15 protein-coding genes, 1 tRNA gene and 1 other RNA gene are annotated in these 16,665 nt (G+C 57.5%); 6 read left to right on the plus strand and 11 right to left on the minus strand.

The genetic code is table 11. The features are described 5' to 3' along the window. Window positions 1-24: 24 nt before the first annotated feature. The 8 genes from AC5S16_RS11325 to AC5S16_RS11360 form a co-directional block, all read right to left on the minus strand. Window positions 25-1,032: an NAD(P)H-dependent glycerol-3-phosphate dehydrogenase gene (locus AC5S16_RS11325; RefSeq protein ID WP_493930171.1), complete on the minus strand. Its 1,008-nt coding sequence runs from the start codon at window positions 1,030-1,032 to the stop codon at window positions 25-27. Continuing rightward, window positions 1,029-1,658, minus strand: coding sequence for a glycerol-3-phosphate 1-O-acyltransferase PlsY (plsY, locus tag AC5S16_RS11330; RefSeq protein ID WP_493930172.1), 630 nt, complete (start codon window positions 1,656-1,658; stop codon window positions 1,029-1,031). Before plsY ends, AC5S16_RS11325 begins: the two co-directional genes overlap by 4 nt. 28 nt (window positions 1,659-1,686) lie before the next feature. Next, on the minus strand, window positions 1,687-2,937 hold the full coding sequence (locus AC5S16_RS11335; protein WP_493930173.1) for a competence/damage-inducible protein A: 1,251 nt from the start codon (window positions 2,935-2,937) through the stop codon (window positions 1,687-1,689). 14 nt (window positions 2,938-2,951) lie between these two features. Next, window positions 2,952-4,010, minus strand: coding sequence for an SMP-30/gluconolactonase/LRE family protein (locus AC5S16_RS11340; protein ID WP_493930174.1), 1,059 nt, complete (start codon window positions 4,008-4,010; stop codon window positions 2,952-2,954). A gap of 16 nt (window positions 4,011-4,026) precedes the next feature. Then, window positions 4,027-4,509 carry a phosphatidylglycerophosphatase A family protein gene (locus tag AC5S16_RS11345; protein WP_493930175.1) on the minus strand — a complete coding sequence of 161 codons (483 nt, stop codon included), beginning with the start codon at window positions 4,507-4,509 and terminating at the stop codon, window positions 4,027-4,029. Next, window positions 4,493-4,723, minus strand: coding sequence for a DNA gyrase inhibitor YacG (locus AC5S16_RS11350; RefSeq protein ID WP_493930176.1), 231 nt, complete (start codon window positions 4,721-4,723; stop codon window positions 4,493-4,495). The genes AC5S16_RS11345 and AC5S16_RS11350 overlap by 17 nt, the downstream gene beginning before the upstream one ends. A gap of 175 nt (window positions 4,724-4,898) precedes the next feature. Continuing rightward, entirely contained in the window at window positions 4,899-6,377 is a 1,479-nt protein-coding gene (gene rimO, locus AC5S16_RS11355; protein ID WP_493930224.1) for a 30S ribosomal protein S12 methylthiotransferase RimO, read from the minus strand. Window positions 6,378-6,506: 129 nt separating this feature from the next. Then, window positions 6,507-7,025 carry a Uma2 family endonuclease gene (locus AC5S16_RS11360; RefSeq protein WP_493930177.1) on the minus strand — a complete coding sequence of 173 codons (519 nt, stop codon included), beginning with the start codon at window positions 7,023-7,025 and terminating at the stop codon, window positions 6,507-6,509. A gap of 65 nt (window positions 7,026-7,090) precedes the next feature. On the opposite strand from AC5S16_RS11360, the gene ffs reads away from it, so the two are divergent. Further along, window positions 7,091-7,188: signal recognition particle sRNA small type (gene ffs, locus AC5S16_RS11365), an RNA gene on the plus strand. Between the two features lie 127 nt (window positions 7,189-7,315). Next, window positions 7,316-8,332, plus strand: coding sequence for a beta-ketoacyl-ACP synthase III (locus AC5S16_RS11370; protein WP_493930178.1), 1,017 nt, complete (start codon window positions 7,316-7,318; stop codon window positions 8,330-8,332). Between the two features lie 81 nt (window positions 8,333-8,413). On the opposite strand, the gene AC5S16_RS11375 is transcribed toward AC5S16_RS11370, so the two are convergent. Further along, the gene (locus AC5S16_RS11375) at window positions 8,414-9,019 is read right to left on the minus strand and encodes a DedA family protein (protein ID WP_493930179.1); all 606 of its coding nucleotides are present in this window, start codon (window positions 9,017-9,019) and stop codon (window positions 8,414-8,416) included. A gap of 238 nt (window positions 9,020-9,257) precedes the next feature. Continuing rightward, a complete protein-coding gene (locus tag AC5S16_RS11380) occupies window positions 9,258-10,115 on the minus strand; it encodes a menaquinone biosynthetic enzyme MqnA/MqnD family protein (protein ID WP_493930180.1) in 858 nt (285 codons plus the stop codon). Between the two features lie 303 nt (window positions 10,116-10,418). Between AC5S16_RS11380 and dprA the strand changes: the two genes are divergently transcribed. The 4 genes from dprA to AC5S16_RS11400 all read left to right on the plus strand — a co-directional run bounded on the left by dprA (window position 10,419) and on the right by AC5S16_RS11400 (window position 15,481). After that, window positions 10,419-11,570: a DNA-processing protein DprA gene (gene dprA, locus AC5S16_RS11385; RefSeq protein ID WP_493930181.1), complete on the plus strand. Its 1,152-nt coding sequence runs from the start codon at window positions 10,419-10,421 to the stop codon at window positions 11,568-11,570. Between the two features lie 335 nt (window positions 11,571-11,905). After that, window positions 11,906-14,500 (plus strand): type I DNA topoisomerase, encoded by a 2,595-nt coding sequence (gene topA / locus AC5S16_RS11390; RefSeq protein ID WP_493930182.1) that lies wholly within the window; start codon window positions 11,906-11,908, stop codon window positions 14,498-14,500. Between the two features lie 455 nt (window positions 14,501-14,955). Beyond that, complete coding sequence (locus AC5S16_RS11395) at window positions 14,956-15,240, plus strand: DUF427 domain-containing protein (protein WP_493930183.1); 285 nt, start codon at window positions 14,956-14,958, stop codon at window positions 15,238-15,240. A 165-nt stretch (window positions 15,241-15,405) separates the two neighbouring features. After that, window positions 15,406-15,481 (plus strand) — tRNA-Lys (locus AC5S16_RS11400). Window positions 15,482-15,487: 6 nt separating this feature from the next. On the opposite strand, the gene AC5S16_RS11405 is transcribed toward AC5S16_RS11400, so the two are convergent. After that, on the minus strand, window positions 15,488-16,504 hold the full coding sequence (locus AC5S16_RS11405; protein ID WP_493930184.1) for a YncE family protein: 1,017 nt from the start codon (window positions 16,502-16,504) through the stop codon (window positions 15,488-15,490). Window positions 16,505-16,665 lie beyond the last annotated feature (161 nt).

The raw sequence follows: 16,665 nt of genomic DNA on the forward strand, positions 1-16,665 counted from the left end.
TACCGCTGCCTCAAGTGTAACAACCTATTCGTCGCGTCCGGGGCGCGACATCAGCTCACGCATCGCATCGAGCGGCGATCTCTCTTCATTGAGAATGGCATACACCTGCTCAGCGATCGGCATTTCCACCTGATGGCGGCGCGCAAGACCAAGCGCTGCTGATGTTGTCCGCACGCCCTCGGCAACCTTGCCATGTAGCCCGGCAAGAATCTCCGGAAGCCTGCGCCCCTTCCCCAGCTCGATGCCGACCGTGCGGTTGCGCGAAAGCGCTCCCGTGCAGGTAAGCACCAGATCGCCAATACCCGAGAGGCCCGCAAGCGTCTCCCGCCGGCCACCACAGGCAACAGCAAGCCGCGTCGTCTCCGCAATGCCGCGTGTAATCAGAGCAGCAGCGCTGTTGTGCCCCAGCCCGAGACCCGCGACAATGCCCGCGGCAATCGCGATGACATTCTTAAGTGCACCGCCAAGCTCAACGCCAACCACATCCTCATTCGTATAGAGACGCAGCGACTGGCTCGAGAACTCCTGCTGCATCTGTGCCGCCAGCGCAGCATCCTGCGATGCAATCGTAATCGCAGTTGGAAACCCCGCAGCCACTTCCTGCGCGAACGATGGCCCGCTTAAAACGCCGAGCGGCAGATTTAACCCGAAACTACCGAGCACATCAGCAATCACTTCGCTCATGCGCAGCAGAGTCCCGTCTTCAATGCCTTTGGTTGCGCTCACCAGCACCTGGCCGGGCTTCAAATAAGCCGCGAACTGCTCATAGCTCGCGCGCACATGATGCGAAGGCATCACGCTGACGACAATCTCCGCTTCCTCTAATGCTTCAGAAATGCTCGATGTCGCACGAATTGTTTTCGGGATACGAAAACCCGGTAGAAAAACAGCATTCTCGCCACGCTCCTGAATACCCTCGCTAACTTCAGGAGCATGCGACCACAGCATAATCTCATGCCCTCCGCGGTTGGCAAGACTCAGCGCAATCGCCGTGCCCCATGCGCCGCTGCCCATCACAGCAATGCGGCTCATTCCGAGGTTTCCTTCGATTTTCCGAAGCGGTATTCCGTCCCGTGCAGCAGGCGGTTGATATTTTGATGGTGCTTCACAATGATGATGGCGGGCACAATGAAAATCACCGCCGTCATCCACAAGCTGTAAGAATTATGCGGAAATAAAAACGCAAAAGCCGGAAACGCCGCTGCTCCCAGAATCGAAGCCAGCGACACAAAACGCGAAAGCGCAAACACCACGACAAAAACCCCGAGCGAAGCCAGCGCCGGAAGCCATGCCAGCGCAAGAAACAGGCCAAGAGCTGTCGCCACTCCCTTACCGCCCTTGAAGTGCAACCACACAGGAAATATATGTCCGATGATCGCGAACAGCGCGGCCACCGCCGCTGCATTCTGCGCCGGAAGCGATGAAAAGAACCATCCCGCCGCAAGAACGGCGAACGCTCCCTTCAAACCATCCAGCAGAAACGTAAGCGCGCCCAGGCCTTTTGCGCCGGAGCGAATCACATTCGTCGCGCCAATATTGCCGCTGCCTTGTTCGCGGATATCTTCTTTGCGGAAGACACGCACCAGCACATACCCGAAAGGAATCGAGCCAAGGAGATATGCGATCACTGCGACCGCAAGATAAGAAACAACAGACATTGCGATTCTGAGTGTAGCAGGCTGACGATTACATCAGCTTGCGGCGCACCATATCGAGCGCCTGCTGACTCGCATAGAAACGAATACGTTCGCGGTCGCCGGAAAAATTCTTCTCGATGACTTCCGTCTGCGCACCATCGCTGAGCGCGATGTATACCAGCCCCACCGGTTTCTCTTCCGTGCCGCCGGTCGGCCCGGCAATGCCGGTGACCCCAATTCCATACGTGCTGCGAGTGCGTCTGCGAATGCCTTCCGCCAGGGCAACAGCAACTTCCTTGCTTACCGCGCCCTTCTCTTCAATCAGCTCTTCAGGAACTCCAGCAAACTCGGTTTTCAGTTCGTTGCTGTACACCACCGCGCCGCCAAGAAACGACCGAGAGCTGCCGCTGATTCTGGTCAGCCGCTCTGCGATCAACCCTCCCGTGCAGCTTTCCGCAACAGAGAGAGTTGCGCCACGCATTTCCAGATAGTAGAGAACGATCTGTTCCAGCGACTCGCTCTGCGTGGATGACGAGTAGATCACATCATCCAGCTCTTCTTCAATCAGGCTGGCCAGTTCGTTGACGCGCGCCTCCGCGGCTTCGAGCGTAGCCTGGTGGCTGATGAGCGTAAGCTGAATATCGCCCATGTGCGCCAGGATGGTCGTCTCCACATCCGCATACCGCGTATAGATCGGCGCAATGCGCGCATCCGCATGAGATTCGCCGATCATGGCAGCCTTCAGCGTGCGCGTGGCAATGTGCCGCACAGGAACTATTTCCCGCAAACGCGGCAGGCACTGCTCGTCAAACATCCCTTTCATCTCACTCGGAGGTCCCGGCAGCAGTATGCCCAGCTTGCGATGCCCGGCAAAGACAACGTCAAGCCACTGCCCCGGCGCAGTGCCGCGTGGATTCTCAAGCATTACTGCACCATCCAGCACATCGGCCTGTTTCAGATTGTTTTCCGTCAGCGTCCAGCGCCGCTGCGCCGCGCGCACATAAAGCTGTCCAACAATATCGGCGTCGCGCTTCAGCTTGATCTTGAGAGCATCGGCCCAGGCCTCGCGCGTCAGGTCGTCTTCCGTCGGCCCGATGCCGCCCATCGTGATCACAATGTCCACGCGCCCGAGCGCCGTGCGGATGGCGTTCGCAAGGTCTTTTCTGCGGTCGCCCACAATCGTCTTGAATGCAATGATGACACCAAGCTGGTTGAGCCGCTCGGTGAGATAGAGAGAGTTCGTGTCCTGCCGGTACGGAGTCAGCAGTTCAGAGCCGATAGCAATGATTTCGCATTTCATGTGGCGGCAGGCAATCAGGCAGGAAGCAGTCCTTCCACTCCCAAAGCTAAATGATACATGGCCGTGTTTGTTGCCAGAATCAGATCGCCGCCCGGAGCAAAAGCCAGGCCCACAATGCCCGATCCCGATACCGCGAGCGAAGCCTCGCCTGCTGGAGTGATCCGCACCACGCCGCGCTTCCCCTGCCATGATGCCGCGACATACAGGTTGCCGCTCACATCCAGCGCCATGCCCTGCGGACGTCCCAGTCCACGGAAGAACACTCGAGTATTCCCGTCGCGGTCAATGGCATAGACATTGTCAAAACTGGAGGTCGTCGGCCCGGCTACATAAAGCGTCCCATCTTCGCCAAAAGCAAAATGGTAGGCGGAGACGCTGGGCTCCAATGTTGTGAACACAAATATCTGGCGGTCCGGCGCAATCTTGAAGATCGTGCCGCTGCGGTCGCCCACGTAGAGGTTCTGGTCGCCATCAAATGCAAGCCCCGTGGCAATCCCCATGCCTTCCGCAAATTGCGTGTAGATGCCGTTCGGCGAAACGCGAAAGACCGTGCCGTCATTGCGCGATGAGACGTACAAAAATCCTTCCGGATCGAGCGCCAGCCCCGTGGCATTCGTGATTCCGGTAACGAATGGCCGCATCTCTCCATCCGAGCCGATGCGATACACCGAAACAGGCGTGCTCTGTCCGCGTGACCCGGAGAGCGTCGCATAAATGTTGCCTTCGCGATCCACCACCGGGTTCGCAACAATGTGGACATCGGTCGCCACCATCCCCGCCACCAGCACGCGAATATCGTTGCTCTGCGCGCCGTTCTGCAAAACACGCAGCTGCCCGGTTTCCGCTTCTTCAGGAACGCGCAGCTTAAGCCGCTCTCCGCGGCTCAACAGAACCGGAGCAGCCAGCTGCCCCAGCATCACCACTGGCTGCCGTTGTGGTGAAGGGCCAAGGTTCGCTCCCACCAATTCCACCTCGCCGCCCGGGAGCGACGCCGGCGGAGTCACCGCCTCAATCTTTGGCGCTTCCTGCAGATTTGCTTTTGTCTTTGCCATGTCCTGAAACCAGCGGCGCATCGCCCTATTCCTACCACTACCACCAGCGGTGTATCAAAATAAACAACACCAGCGCATAAATTCCGGCGGCTGCATCATCGAGCATAATACCCGCACCGCCGTGCAGCCGCTCAAGCTGCCGCGCGGGCCATGGTTTTATGATGTCGAAAACGCGAAAAAGCACCAAAGCCAGCAGTGCATGAGGCCAGTCCGCCGGCGAGGCAGCAAGCGCAATCCATTGTCCGCATACTTCATCCACTACCACATGGCCGGGATCTTCGCGCCCGCTCTCGCGCTCAACAATCGTTGATGCCGGAATACCGACCGCCAAAGCCAGCAACGCGCCGGCAATGGAAAGAATCGCGATCTGTCCGGACGAAAGATGCGCGAGCCTCACCGCCAGAAACCAGAGCAGCACAGCTGCCACTGATCCCCACGTGCCCGGCCCGGGCTTTCCGAATCCTGCGCCGAAGAATGTCGCAGTCGTCCAGGCCCAGAGCGTCCTACTCTTCGTCGTCATTCTTTGCAGGCCTCGGCCCCGATTCGAGTCCTTCCAGAACTTCGGGGTCGAGGATCGGCGAGGAAATGCGGTAGTCGCCGCTTGCCCACTTTCCCAGATCGATCACCCGGCACTTGTCGCTGCAGAACGGAAAATTCTCGTCATTCGGAGACACAATCGTCCCGCAAGTCGGACAGCGAAGAATTTTGTTTTTCGTTGAACCTTGCTTACTCATATTCTCATTAGATTAAGTTGTCATCCTGAGCGTAGCGAAGGATCTGCTTTTGCTTCGGTAGCCACGAAAAGGGTGCCCCAGGTTCGCGAAGCTAACCTGGGAGGTATGTATCCATAGGCCCAACCCCCACGTGCGGTCGCTCCACATCTCGTAAAAATGTGGGTTCGCAGAATCTCTAATCCACTCTCTCAATCACCCGGGCCACCACATCATAATCATGCGCTTCCGTGATCTCACACTCGTAAAAGCGCCCTGCCTCAATCGATTCATACAGACCGAAGTCATTGATATAAACCGTGCCGTCAATCTCCGGCGCATGCAGCTCCGAGCGCCCTTGCCACAGCAGTGGAGTCTCTTCCGACTCGCCTTCCGCCAGAACCGTCATCGTGCGGCCCACCCACTGCTGCTTCGCCTTCTTGCTCAGGCCCTTCTGCATCCGCATCAGCGCGCGCCTGCGCTGCTCAATGACTTTGGAAGAAACTTTTTCGCCAAGAGAAAATGCGCGCGAGCCTTCCTCATCCGAGTAGCTGAAGACACCAAGCCAGTCAAACTTCGCCTCGCGAACAAAGTTTGAAAGCGTCTCAAAATCGGCATCTGTCTCGCCCGGGAAACCGACGATAAACGAAGTGCGCAACGCAATACCCGGAACCGCCGCGCGGACCTTCTCAATTGTCTTCAAAAAAATCTCGGCATTCGCGCCACGCTTCATGCTCTTGAGCACAGCTCCGGAGGCATGCTGCAGCGGAACATCAAGGTATTTACAGATGTTGTCGTGCTTCGCGATCGTTTCGAGCAGACGGCCTGTGATCTTGTTGGGATACGCATAAAGAAAGCGCAGCCAGCGCAGTCCTTCAATCCCCGCAAGCTCATCCAGCAGCAGCGCCAGGCCATCCTTCAACCCAAGATCTTCGCCGTAGCAGGTCGTGTCCTGCCCGATCAGCGTAATTTCCTTCACGCCCTGCGAAACCAGCCTCTCCGCCTCGGCCACAACCGACTCAAAGTGACGCGAGCGGAATTTCCCGCGCAGGTTCGGAATCACGCAGAAGCTGCATGGATGGTCGCAGCCCTCGGCGATCTTGATATAAGCCGACGGCCCGCGCGTCGCCAATAATCTTGGAGTCGTGTGGTCATACAGATACTGCGGAAGCGCCGCCGTAGCGCCATCCCACTCCGTGCGAGCAAAACGCCCCTGCTCTTCGCGACGCTCGCCTTCCGCGCGCGCCGTAACGCCGGTCAGAATATTGAACGGAGACGCAGGCTGCGGAGCAGAAACCACAGGCGCATCCAGTCCTGCCGCTGCAAGAATCTTCTCCAGTTCCCCCGTGCCGACAACCGCATCCACTTCCGGAATGTTCTTCTGGATCTCGTCGCGATAGCGCTCGACCAGGCACCCGGCGACGATCAGTTTCTGCGCCTTGCCGGCCGTCTTGAACTGCGCCATCTCCAGAATCGTGTCCACCGACTCCTGCTTGGCCTTATCAATAAACGAGCACGTGTTCACCACCAGCACATCTGCTGATTCCGGCGACGTGGTCATCTGCGCGCCCGCCTGGTCAAGCAGGCCCATCATCACCTCGCTGTCCACCAGGTTCTTAGGACAGCCCAGGCTCACAAAGCCAACCTTCAGTCGCTCCGTCGAAATTTCGTTTTTCAGGGGTTCAAGAACACTGGTTTCAGCGCCCTCGAGAAGAGATTCCGTCACACTACTATTCTACCGGAATTCCGGCTTGTCATTCCGACCGGAGCATCCGCAGGATGCATAGCGGAGGAACCTGCAGTTCAGTCAATCCAGCAGTTTCTCGATCTCCGAAATATCGAACCGAATCCCGCGCTCTTCCATGGAGAATGTCGCTGAACGATGAAGCTCTCCATTTTCAAAGCGGAAGTATGACTTCGTCTCCGGATCAATCACCCAGATCTGCGGAATTCCCATGGCAGCATAATCGCCAAGCTTGCGCATCATCCGCGTCAAGGTGTCTTCAGGTGAAAGAACCTCGAATACTGCTACAGGAGCATGTGTGATGATCTGCTCGATAGGCTGACTACGGTCAAGAACCGTGACGTCAGGAACACGGAAACGAGTTTTAGCAACTTGCACGCGTAATTCCGGTATCACGCGAATATTCCATTCTCTCTCATGAAGCCAAAACCACTTCATAATTGCGCCTTGCCAGGACGCGTGATCATACTCTCCTACTGGACGCTCCTCTATCGTGCCATCGACATACTCGGCGTCGGGTTCATACGAAGACTTGAGGTAGACTTCCACCGGGACATAGGAATGTGCAAGTGTCGCCATCATGCTGCCTGCCTTTAAGCGCTAGTCTACACCGCAGCGCTCGCCCCAAGGTGGTATCATCACATGTGTGCCGGGTCCTGCGCGACGCAATCCCGCCAACCCCGCCAGGCCCGGAAGGGAGCAACGGTAACGGGCCAGTGTGTGCGCAGCAGGTTGCCCGGTGCACTAAAATCTCCCATCCGATACAGAACTTTTACACTCGCCAACCGGCTGGAACCATCCCGTTCATAGACACCTGTCAACCTACTCATAGAGAATAAGTTTTTACTCTGGAATCAACATGGAGAGCAGCCTTGAGCCTTACCGTGCGTCCTAAGAGTGCCCGGCGCGCCAAAATCAGTGCCCTTGGAACTTACGTCCCCGACCGCATCCTCACCAATCAGGATCTCGAAAAGATGGTCGACACCAACGACCAGTGGATCGTCGAGCGCACCGGCATCCGCGAACGCCATCTCGTAGCCAAGGGCCAGGCCACCAGCGACATGGCTGTCGAAGCGGCCAGGAAGTGCCTCGCCGAGCGCGGCATCGCACCTACAGATGTCGAAGTTATCATTGTCGCCACCGTGACGCCTGATATGTTCTTCCCCGCAACCGCCTGCCTCGTGCAGGATAAGCTCGGCGCGAAAGGCGCATGGGGATTCGACGTCTCCGCCGCATGCTCCGGCTTCGTTTATGCTCTCCAGACCGGCATGAAGTTTGTCGAGTCCGGAGCACATTCGAAAGTCCTGGTCATCGGCGCAGACACTATGTCCTCCATCATCGATTACACCGATCGCGCCACCTGCATCCTCTTCGGCGACGGAGCAGGCGCCGTCCTCATCGAGCCCGCAGAAGAAGGCGAAATCGGCATGATCGACTTTGCGCATGAGATTGACGGTTCCGGAGGATGTTCGCTCTACATGCCTGGAGGCGGAAGCGCGAACCCATCTACCGCCGAGACCGTTGCCAGGAAGATGCACTACGTCCATCAGGACGGCCAGGCTGTTTACAAATACGCCGTGCGCAAAATGGCGGAGACCACGGAAAAAGTGCTCCAGCGCAACGGCATCACCGGCGCAGATCTCGGCTGCTTCATCCCTCACCAGGCCAACAAGCGCATCATCACCTCAACAGCCGAGCGCCTCGGCATGCCGCCCGAGCGCGTCATCATCAACATCGACCGCTTCGGAAACACCACGGCAGGCACCATCCCGCTCGCCATGCAGACCGCACGCGAAGAAGGCCGCCTCAAAAAGAATGATCTGGTGCTGATCGCAAGCGTAGGCGCAGGCTTCACCGCCGGAGCCTCGCTGCTTCGCTGGGAAATCTAGGTCGCCCTTCAGGTTGTCATCCTGAGCGCAGCGAAGGATCTGCTTTCTGTGCCGATAGCCGCAACAATGGGGTGCCCCATTCTATCGCGTTGCTTTTGCGCGATAGAGTGGGACGCGACGCCGATCCTTCCTGTACTTCCATACCCCAAACAAAATCGCAGCAGCCAGCAATCCAAGAAACACCCATAAAATCACACCCGCCCAGTCAGCCAGATAGTGCGACCACAAACGCAGCACATGCCGCCCATAGACAGTGCCCAGCCATGCAATCAGTCCATAGCGAATACAGCGTGCAATCGCAAAGGCCCATAAGAACTGCCTGCGTGTGACTCCCAGCGCGCCTGCGGCCAGCAGAAACGGCAGCAGCGGAATAGGCGGAGGCAGGATCGCAGCCGTCGCCACACTGATATTGCCGTGTCGCTTCATCCATCCCGTCAGCGCGCGCAGAAAGCGCTTGGGCACATGGCGTTCGAGCATCGCCTCGCCGCCCTTCCTGCCCGCACTCCACGCCGAATACCCGCCAAGCACGCTTCCGCTTGCGGCAGCAAGAACCAGCAGCCACGGAGCAATGTGTTGCTGCGTCGCCAGCAGAAGCACCAGCAGATCCGTACTCCCCGGCAAGGGCAGCGGAATCACTGAGGCGTCGAGGACCGACACAGCGAAGACACCAGGCACACCGAAGGTCACGAGCCAATGCGGTATCGGTAAGTGATGCCTGTGCGCATGCTGGAAGTAGCTCACGCAGAGTAGGACGCGCTTTCGCGCTCGCGTGTCTCTCGCACAAGCCAGGAAAACGGGTGCCCCATGTTCGTGAAGCCGACAGGCAGAACTAACGTGGGTCTATCCTGTCTGCGCGATCGGGGTCCCCGGCACGCGTGGTGTTCGTGTGCTGGGGTGAGGAAGCGCAATCAGAATTTATGTCGGTTTACAGAAGCCGCAGTTCAGGAACACCCGCCAACGCCCCACACTCCGCCCCGTACCGATAAAAAAGCCGCAGCCCTTCCAGACAGGCATCGTCCAGGTAGTAATAAATGTTGCGCGTGAGGTACGTGCGAATCGTCTCCGCCGGAACAGGCAGCCGCGCCGACCACTCCTCCACCAGATCCTCGACATGCGCCAGCCCACGATCGCGCGACTGCTGAAAGTCGCGCGCCACCTGCTCCGCGCTTACATGCGCATCGCGCAGTGCCTCCGGGCGCACCGCCCAGAAGGCCGACACCCACGCCGTGCCGGTGAATTGATGCCACTCATGCCCCAGGTCGAGATATAGAAGCTTCTCTCCTGTTCTCTGCTCGCGCGCCTCTCGCTCTTCAAGCGCCAGCAGTGCCGGATCGCCAATCAGCAGCGCAGCATCCGCAGTCTGCAGCATGGCTTCGAGATCAGGCGCATGCTCCACAAACTCAGTCTGCGGATTCCAGAATTTATGGAAAAGGATGCGCGTGTATGTCGCCGATGTGCGCGACGAGGTATCGAGGGCCACTCGGCGCGCGCCGCGCACTCCCTCCGGATGCTTCACCACCAGCAGAATCGATCGGATATCACCAAGAGAAGCAATCGCACATCCGGGGATCACGCTCCACGACAGAGACGCGGCATAAGTTGCAACCGGAACCAGCCCAATGTCCGACCGGCTCTGCATCAACTCGTCGGCGCAACGCGCAGGTGTGGTTTCATGAATCGAATAGCGCTGCGCCAACTCGCTCTTGAACGGCTCATGCTCGAAGTCCCACATCAGCGGCGCAGGATTCAGGAAGTTGATGGCAGCAATACGAAGAAGGCTCACTTCCCAGTGTAGCAACGCATTAAGTTGTCATCCTGACGCTGAACGTAGTGAAGGGGAAGGATCTGCTTTTTGCATCGATATGCACGAAACGGGTGCCCCATGTTCGCGGAGCCGAAGGCGAAACTAACGTGGGTGGATCCCAGTCTGCGCGAAAGCGCAATCCAAGTAATTAAGTGACTACTGCAGGAAAGGTCACAATCAACTAGTTTCACTTCACCCCACGGTAACTTGACTTCCCTTCCCACCCTCGTTACTCTCCCAGCAAATTCCACAAAAGAAACAACACACAAAGGCTCACAGGCATTGACCACCACTTCTGCCTCTATCGAAGATCTCGCATGGCTCGCGCTCGCCCTCACCCCCGGCCTCGGACCGCGCCGCATTCTCAGCGCCGTGCGCCAGACCAGCTCCGCAGAAGAGATACTGAATCTCCCGCTCACCGGGCTCGAAGCACTCAACTTCCCCGCGCACACAGCACAGTTCATCGCTGATGGCCAGGCCTTGCAAGCCGCCAACAAAGAGCTCGAAGCCATCGAGAAATCCGGAGCATCCTTCCTCACATGGAACCATCCCGACTACCCCGAGCGCCTCAAACAGATCTTCGACCCGCCTGCATTGCTCTGGATTCGCGGCGACGCCTCCCTCCTCGCCAAACCTGCCATCGCCGTCGTAGGCACGCGGCATCCCACTCCTTATGGAAGCGGCATGGCCGAGATGCTCTCGCGCGATCTCGCTGTGCGCGGCATGAACATCCTCAGCGGAATGGCTCGTGGCGTCGACACGGCAGCGCATAAAGGCGCGCTCATCGCAAAAGGCAAAACCATCGCCGTCTGGGGAACGGGCATCGACGTCATTTACCCGAAGGAAAATAAATCGCTCGCCGAGCAGATCGTTCAGAGTGGCGGCGCCATCCTCTCCGAGCTCCCCCTGGGCACCTTTCCCGCCCCGCAGAACTTCCCCAAGCGCAACCGCATCTTGAGCGGAATGAGCGTCGGCGTGCTCGTCGTCGAAGCAGGCGAGCACAGCGGCACGCGCGTGACCGCGCGCTGCGCCCTCGAGCAGAACCGCGACGTCTTCGCCGTCCCCGGCAACGTCACCACCAAAAACGCCTGGGGTCCTAACACATTGATAAAACAAGGCGCAAAGCTCGTCGCCACATGGGAAGACGTGTGGGAAGACCTGCCCTCCCAGGTGCGCCTTGAAATCGAATCCACATGGGAGCTTGCATCGAAACAGCCGCTTGTTGCATCGTTATTTGAGGAAGCGCCCCTGCCGCCCGCCGAGACTCGCATCATGAGCGTACTTCGCCATGACGAAGCATTGCAGCTTGACGAGATCATGGAAAAGCTGGAGCCCGAGCTCAGTTCATCCGAAGTGTTTACCGCACTCTTTGAACTGGAGCTTGCAGGACGCATCAAGCAACTTCCGGGCAAAAATTACGTTAAAAGTTTTTGATCTCCGTTTGATGTTGCTGTATGCCGATCTATGGAAAGCTGCGTCTCTAAGAGAGTCGGCTCTGGATTCCACGGGGCAAACCGTGGTAGCTTCCAAGAGCATTGGGGTGCTTTTAGTAGGAATACAGAGTTAAGAGAGCGCTGATAAGGTTACTTGTTTTGAAGGGGCACGGCTTCAGCCGTGCCGTTAACGATGCGGGAATAACGCGGCTTTAGCCGCTGAGGGACTTTTCAGCCCGTAAATATAGCTGAAAACTCGAAAGGCTTTAGCCAGGGTTTTCAAAAGGAAATCGATTCGCCAGGCAAATCAACAAAGCCTGCGAATGAAGGAAGACAATGAGTAAATCGCTCGTGATCGTCGAATCCCCCGCAAAGGCAAAGACGATCAATAAATATCTGGGCAAGGACTACACCGTCGAAGCATCGCTCGGCCATATTATGGACCTGCCCAAAAACAAAATTGGTGTGGACCTCGAAGACGGAACCTTCGAGCCGGAGCTGATCGTCATCCCCGGCAAGGAAAAGGTTGTCGACCGCCTCAAGAAACTCGCTGCCAAGTCCGAAGCTGTCTATCTTGCGCCTGACCCGGACCGCGAAGGCGAGGCCATCGCCGCGCACCTCGCCGACCAGTTGGGAAAGGTCGTCAGGAAGAATGCAATTCATCGCGTCACTTTCAACGAGATCACGCCGAAGGCCGTAAAGGACGCCTTCCAGCACGCGCGTAAGGTTGACTCGCACCTCGTCGATGCACAGACCACGCGCCGCGTCCTTGACCGCATCGTCGGCTACCAGGTTTCTCCTCTGCTATGGGACAAAGTTCGTCGCGGCCTCTCTGCCGGACGCGTGCAGACCGTCGCTGTCCGCCTCATCGTCGAGCGCGAACGCGAAATCAAGGCATTTAATCCAGTCGAATACTGGACTATCGACGCAGAGCTGGAAGCGCAGAAGACCGCTCCGTTCACCGCGCGCTTCACCGGAATCGACGGCCAGCGCGCGCGTGTCGAAACCGTAGACGCTCCAGCGCTGCCCGACCAGAAGATCACCGATGAAGTTATCGCGCAGCTCAAAAAAGCTGCATGGTCGGTGCGCAGCGTCGATCGCAAGGAGCGCAAGCGCAATCCAACCGCGCCCTTCACCACCAGCAAGCTGCAGCAGGATGCGTCGCGCCAGCTCGGCTTCAACGTGCGCCGCACCATGGGCGTGGCCCAGCGTTTGTATGAAGGCGTTGAGATCGGCAATGAAACCGTAGGCCTCATCACCTACATGCGTACCGACTCGACGCGCGTTGCGCCCGACGCCATCACCGCAGTCCGCCAGTGGATCAAGTCAAAACTCGGCGACGCGTATCTGCCCGCAGGCGCCAACACCTTCAAGTCCAAGAAAGATGCACAGGACGCGCACGAAGCCATTCGCCCGACGGATGTGACCCTCCATCCCGATGAGATTCGCCGCTACCTGAGCGACGAGCAGTACAAGCTCTATAAGCTCATCTGGCAGCGCTTTGTCGCTTCGCAGATGATGCCTGCCGTCTTCGACCAGACGACCGTAGATATTGTTGCGAAGGCTGATCGCAATTATGACTTCCGCGTGACCGGCTCGGTGCTCAAGTTCGATGGTTTTCTCAAGGTCTACGAAGAGTCGAAGGAAAAGAAGGACGAGGACGACGAAGCCCTCTCGAACAAGCTGCCTGCGCTCAACGAAGGTCAGTCTCTGATGCTGCGCAATCTCAAGCCCGAGCAGCACTACACCGAGCCGCCTCCGCGCTACAACGAGGCCTCGCTCGTCAAGGAGCTCGAAGAGCGCGGCATTGGCCGTCCATCTACCTACGCGTCCATCATCAACACCATTCAAGACCGCGAGTACGTGCAGAAGATCGGCGGACGCTCAGGCCGCTTCGTGCCCACTGAGATCGGAACAGTCGTAAATGATCTCCTGGTCAAGAACTTCCCCTACATCTTCGACACCAAGTACACCGCGCGCCTTGAAGAAGAGCTCGACGACATCGAAGACGGCCGCGAAAAGTGGACCGACCTGCTCAAGGGCTTCTACGGCCACTTCGAAGGAGAGCTCGAAGACGCGTCGAAGCACATGGAGAACATCAAGCGGATGGAGAAGCCGACGGACGAGATATGTCCGCAGTGCGGCTCGCCGCTCGTGCTCAAGTGGGGCAAGTTCGGCTCCTTCTACGCCTGCAGCTCCTACGACAAGAAGAAGAAAGACAGCTGCGACTATACCCGCGAAAATTTTGAAGACAAGCCGCACCTCCAGGCCGATAACCAGGACGAGCCGGAAGAGGAGTACTGCGAAAACTGTGGCCGCGTCATGGTGTTGCGCAACGGCCCCTGGGGCCCGTTCATGGCCTGCCCCGGCTACAATGAAGATCCTCCGTGCAAGACCGTGCGCCGGCTCAACCAGAAGCAGCAGCAGAAGCCGCCTGAGCCCATCGACGAGACCTGCCCCCGGTGCGGCAAGCAGCTCGTCAAGCGCATGGGTCAGTACGGCGAGTTCATCTCCTGCTCCGGCTATCCCAAGTGCAAATACATCAAGCAGAACACCATCGGCGTCCTCTGCCCCAAGTGCCACGAGGGCCAGATCGTCGAGAAAAAGGCCCGCCGCGGCAACATATTCTATGGTTGCGAGAACTACCCCAAATGCGACTTCACGGCGAACTACAAGCCCGTCGACCAGAAGTGCCCGGAGTGCGGCTCGCCCTACCTGCTGGAGAAGACGCTCAAGTCAGGCGTCTACCTGGTCTGCCCGAATAACCGGAAGCCCACCGCCGAGGAAGAAGAAGGCGCAAAGAAGCGCCGCAAGAAGGGCGAAGAGGAACCGGCCGTGGTCTGCACATACTCCAAGCGCATAGCCGATGCCCCCGAACCCGAGCGCCCCACCGCCGAAACCCATGGGCCGCTGGTAGAGCAAGCCGTCTGACAAACTTGTCATCCTGAGCGGAACGAAGGATCTGCTTTTTACTTCGGTAGCCACATCAAGGGGTGCCCCAGGTTCGCGTAGCTAACCTGGGGTAGTTAACCTGTGTTTTCCGTGCCCGGAGCCTGTCCTAAGCGCAGTCGAAGGGTCGCGCAGTTTGCGATAGGGTGGGAACCGGAATATCGAGAGGCCAGCTCCTTCGTCAGTCCACAAAAAACACGAATCATCCATAACTTACACAAAACAATACTCTTATAAAGAAGTTCCTTTGTCGGATATTTCTGGCCGGATTTGATGGGCCTGAATCTATCATCTGTAAACCATTCATTCTAAAACAATTAATGATAAGATTTGAACTTGCCAGGAGCGTACTCAACCCCCGCTGCGTCTTTTGTTGCAGCACTCGCATCTGCTAATGTATACGGGTTGGATTCAGGAGAAGGGCAGCGGAAGAACGGATGGCAAAGGCAGTCTGGAACGGCAAAGTACTAGCAGAAAGTGATACTTACGAAACAGTCGAGGGAAATATCTACTTTCCGGAGAGTTCAGTAAAGCGCGAATTCCTGCGCCCGAGCTCGACCACCTCGACCTGCCCCTGGAAGGGCCTGGCGCGCTACTACAGCATTATGGTCGACGGACAGGAGAACCAGGACGCCGCCTGGTACTATCCCGACCCCAAGCCGGCCGCGCGCAAAATCAAGAACCACATCGCTTTCTGGCGCGGAGTGGAAATCGAGAAATAAGCTGCGCAGTGTTGCTTTCAGGACACACCTGGCAGCAGCGAAACATGATCTGATCCGGAGATTCGCAGACTCGCCGGACAAGCTGAATTTCTGTGTTATATTTTAGAAGGCGTTCGCTTGAAGCAAGCGCCTCCCGCAAAGAAAATCCTTTCTTTCCACGCAAGTGGACGCGTAGCTCAACTGGCAGAGCATTCGACTCTTAATCGACAGGTTGTAGGTTCGATTCCTACCGCGTCCACCATTAGGCTCAATTCGTTCCAGGCTTCGATTCAATCGTCATCAAGGTAAACGTTCCCGGCAGCACCGGCCCCCTGCGTCCGCCTGGAGGAACAGGTCCGAACTTCGCAGAAACCACGAAAAGGCGCCGGCTTGGGGAGTCAAACCCCATGTTTCGCGAGCCTGCCGGAGTCGGAATATTTTCGACGACGTGATACTGATCAGAGCTGTCCTGATGAATCACCGTAAGAGTTCCATCGGCATTCGATGCAAAGGCATTCCCGCTTCCCGCATCGTACCCTGCCCCATCGACTCCCTTGCCGATTGGAACGGTTGCCACAACCTTGCCCGCCTGATAGTCGGAAACCGCCATCACACCGCTGCGGCATCCGCTGAACAGGCGGTGGTGGGCCTTGTCGATCGCCATTGAAACCGGCTGTTTGCACGGAGCAGTGGACCACTTTCGTATAACTACAGCTGCCTTCGCGTCTATTTCAACAATTTCGCTGGTGTCGGTGAGATTCGCATATACCTTGCCATCGCCGGCCGAGACGCCGTATTCGGGTTTGCCGCCAAGAGGAAGGTTTTTGATAAATGTTCCAGTCCGTGAGTCGATCACCGTGGAAGTATTGGCATCGCCATTCAAACTGAATACGCGGCTGGATGGCGCGTCAAAGAGAATGGCATCCGCATCTTCATCTGCTTTGATTCTGCTGAGCACTTTGAAGGTCTTCAGGTCAAACATGACCACCGACTTGTCTTCGCTCGAAGTTGCGAACCCATGGCCGGTCCCCGTCGCAATGGCCGTTCCATGTGCGCCGTGAACGTCGGCCACTTCTCCAAGAAGCTTTCCGCTGTCTTGATCGACAACCATCAGGCGCGTCTGGCGCGCAATAAAGAGCCGGTGGCCGGATGGGTCAGGCACTATATAGTCCCAGCTCCCATCTCCGCCCAGCGCATAAGTATGAGTCACCTGATAATTAGAAGAGGATTGCGCAAAAAGCGTGGTTGCTGCAGCTGCTGCGAGTACAATCGCGTGGAAGCGCATATAAAAAGGGGCTCCTGGAATCCGAAATATATTTGGCAATCTTGGATGGCAGGCTGAAGCTGCGTCTTGATTTGCCAGCTGTTAAAGTTAACAGGCGTACCTTAAAACTCTCTGAGAAGGACGGCCATTCCTTCCATAGGCCGTATTGCCCAGGCCAATAT

The sequence above is a fragment of the Acidobacterium sp. FHG110202_01 genome, assembly GCF_059115305.1.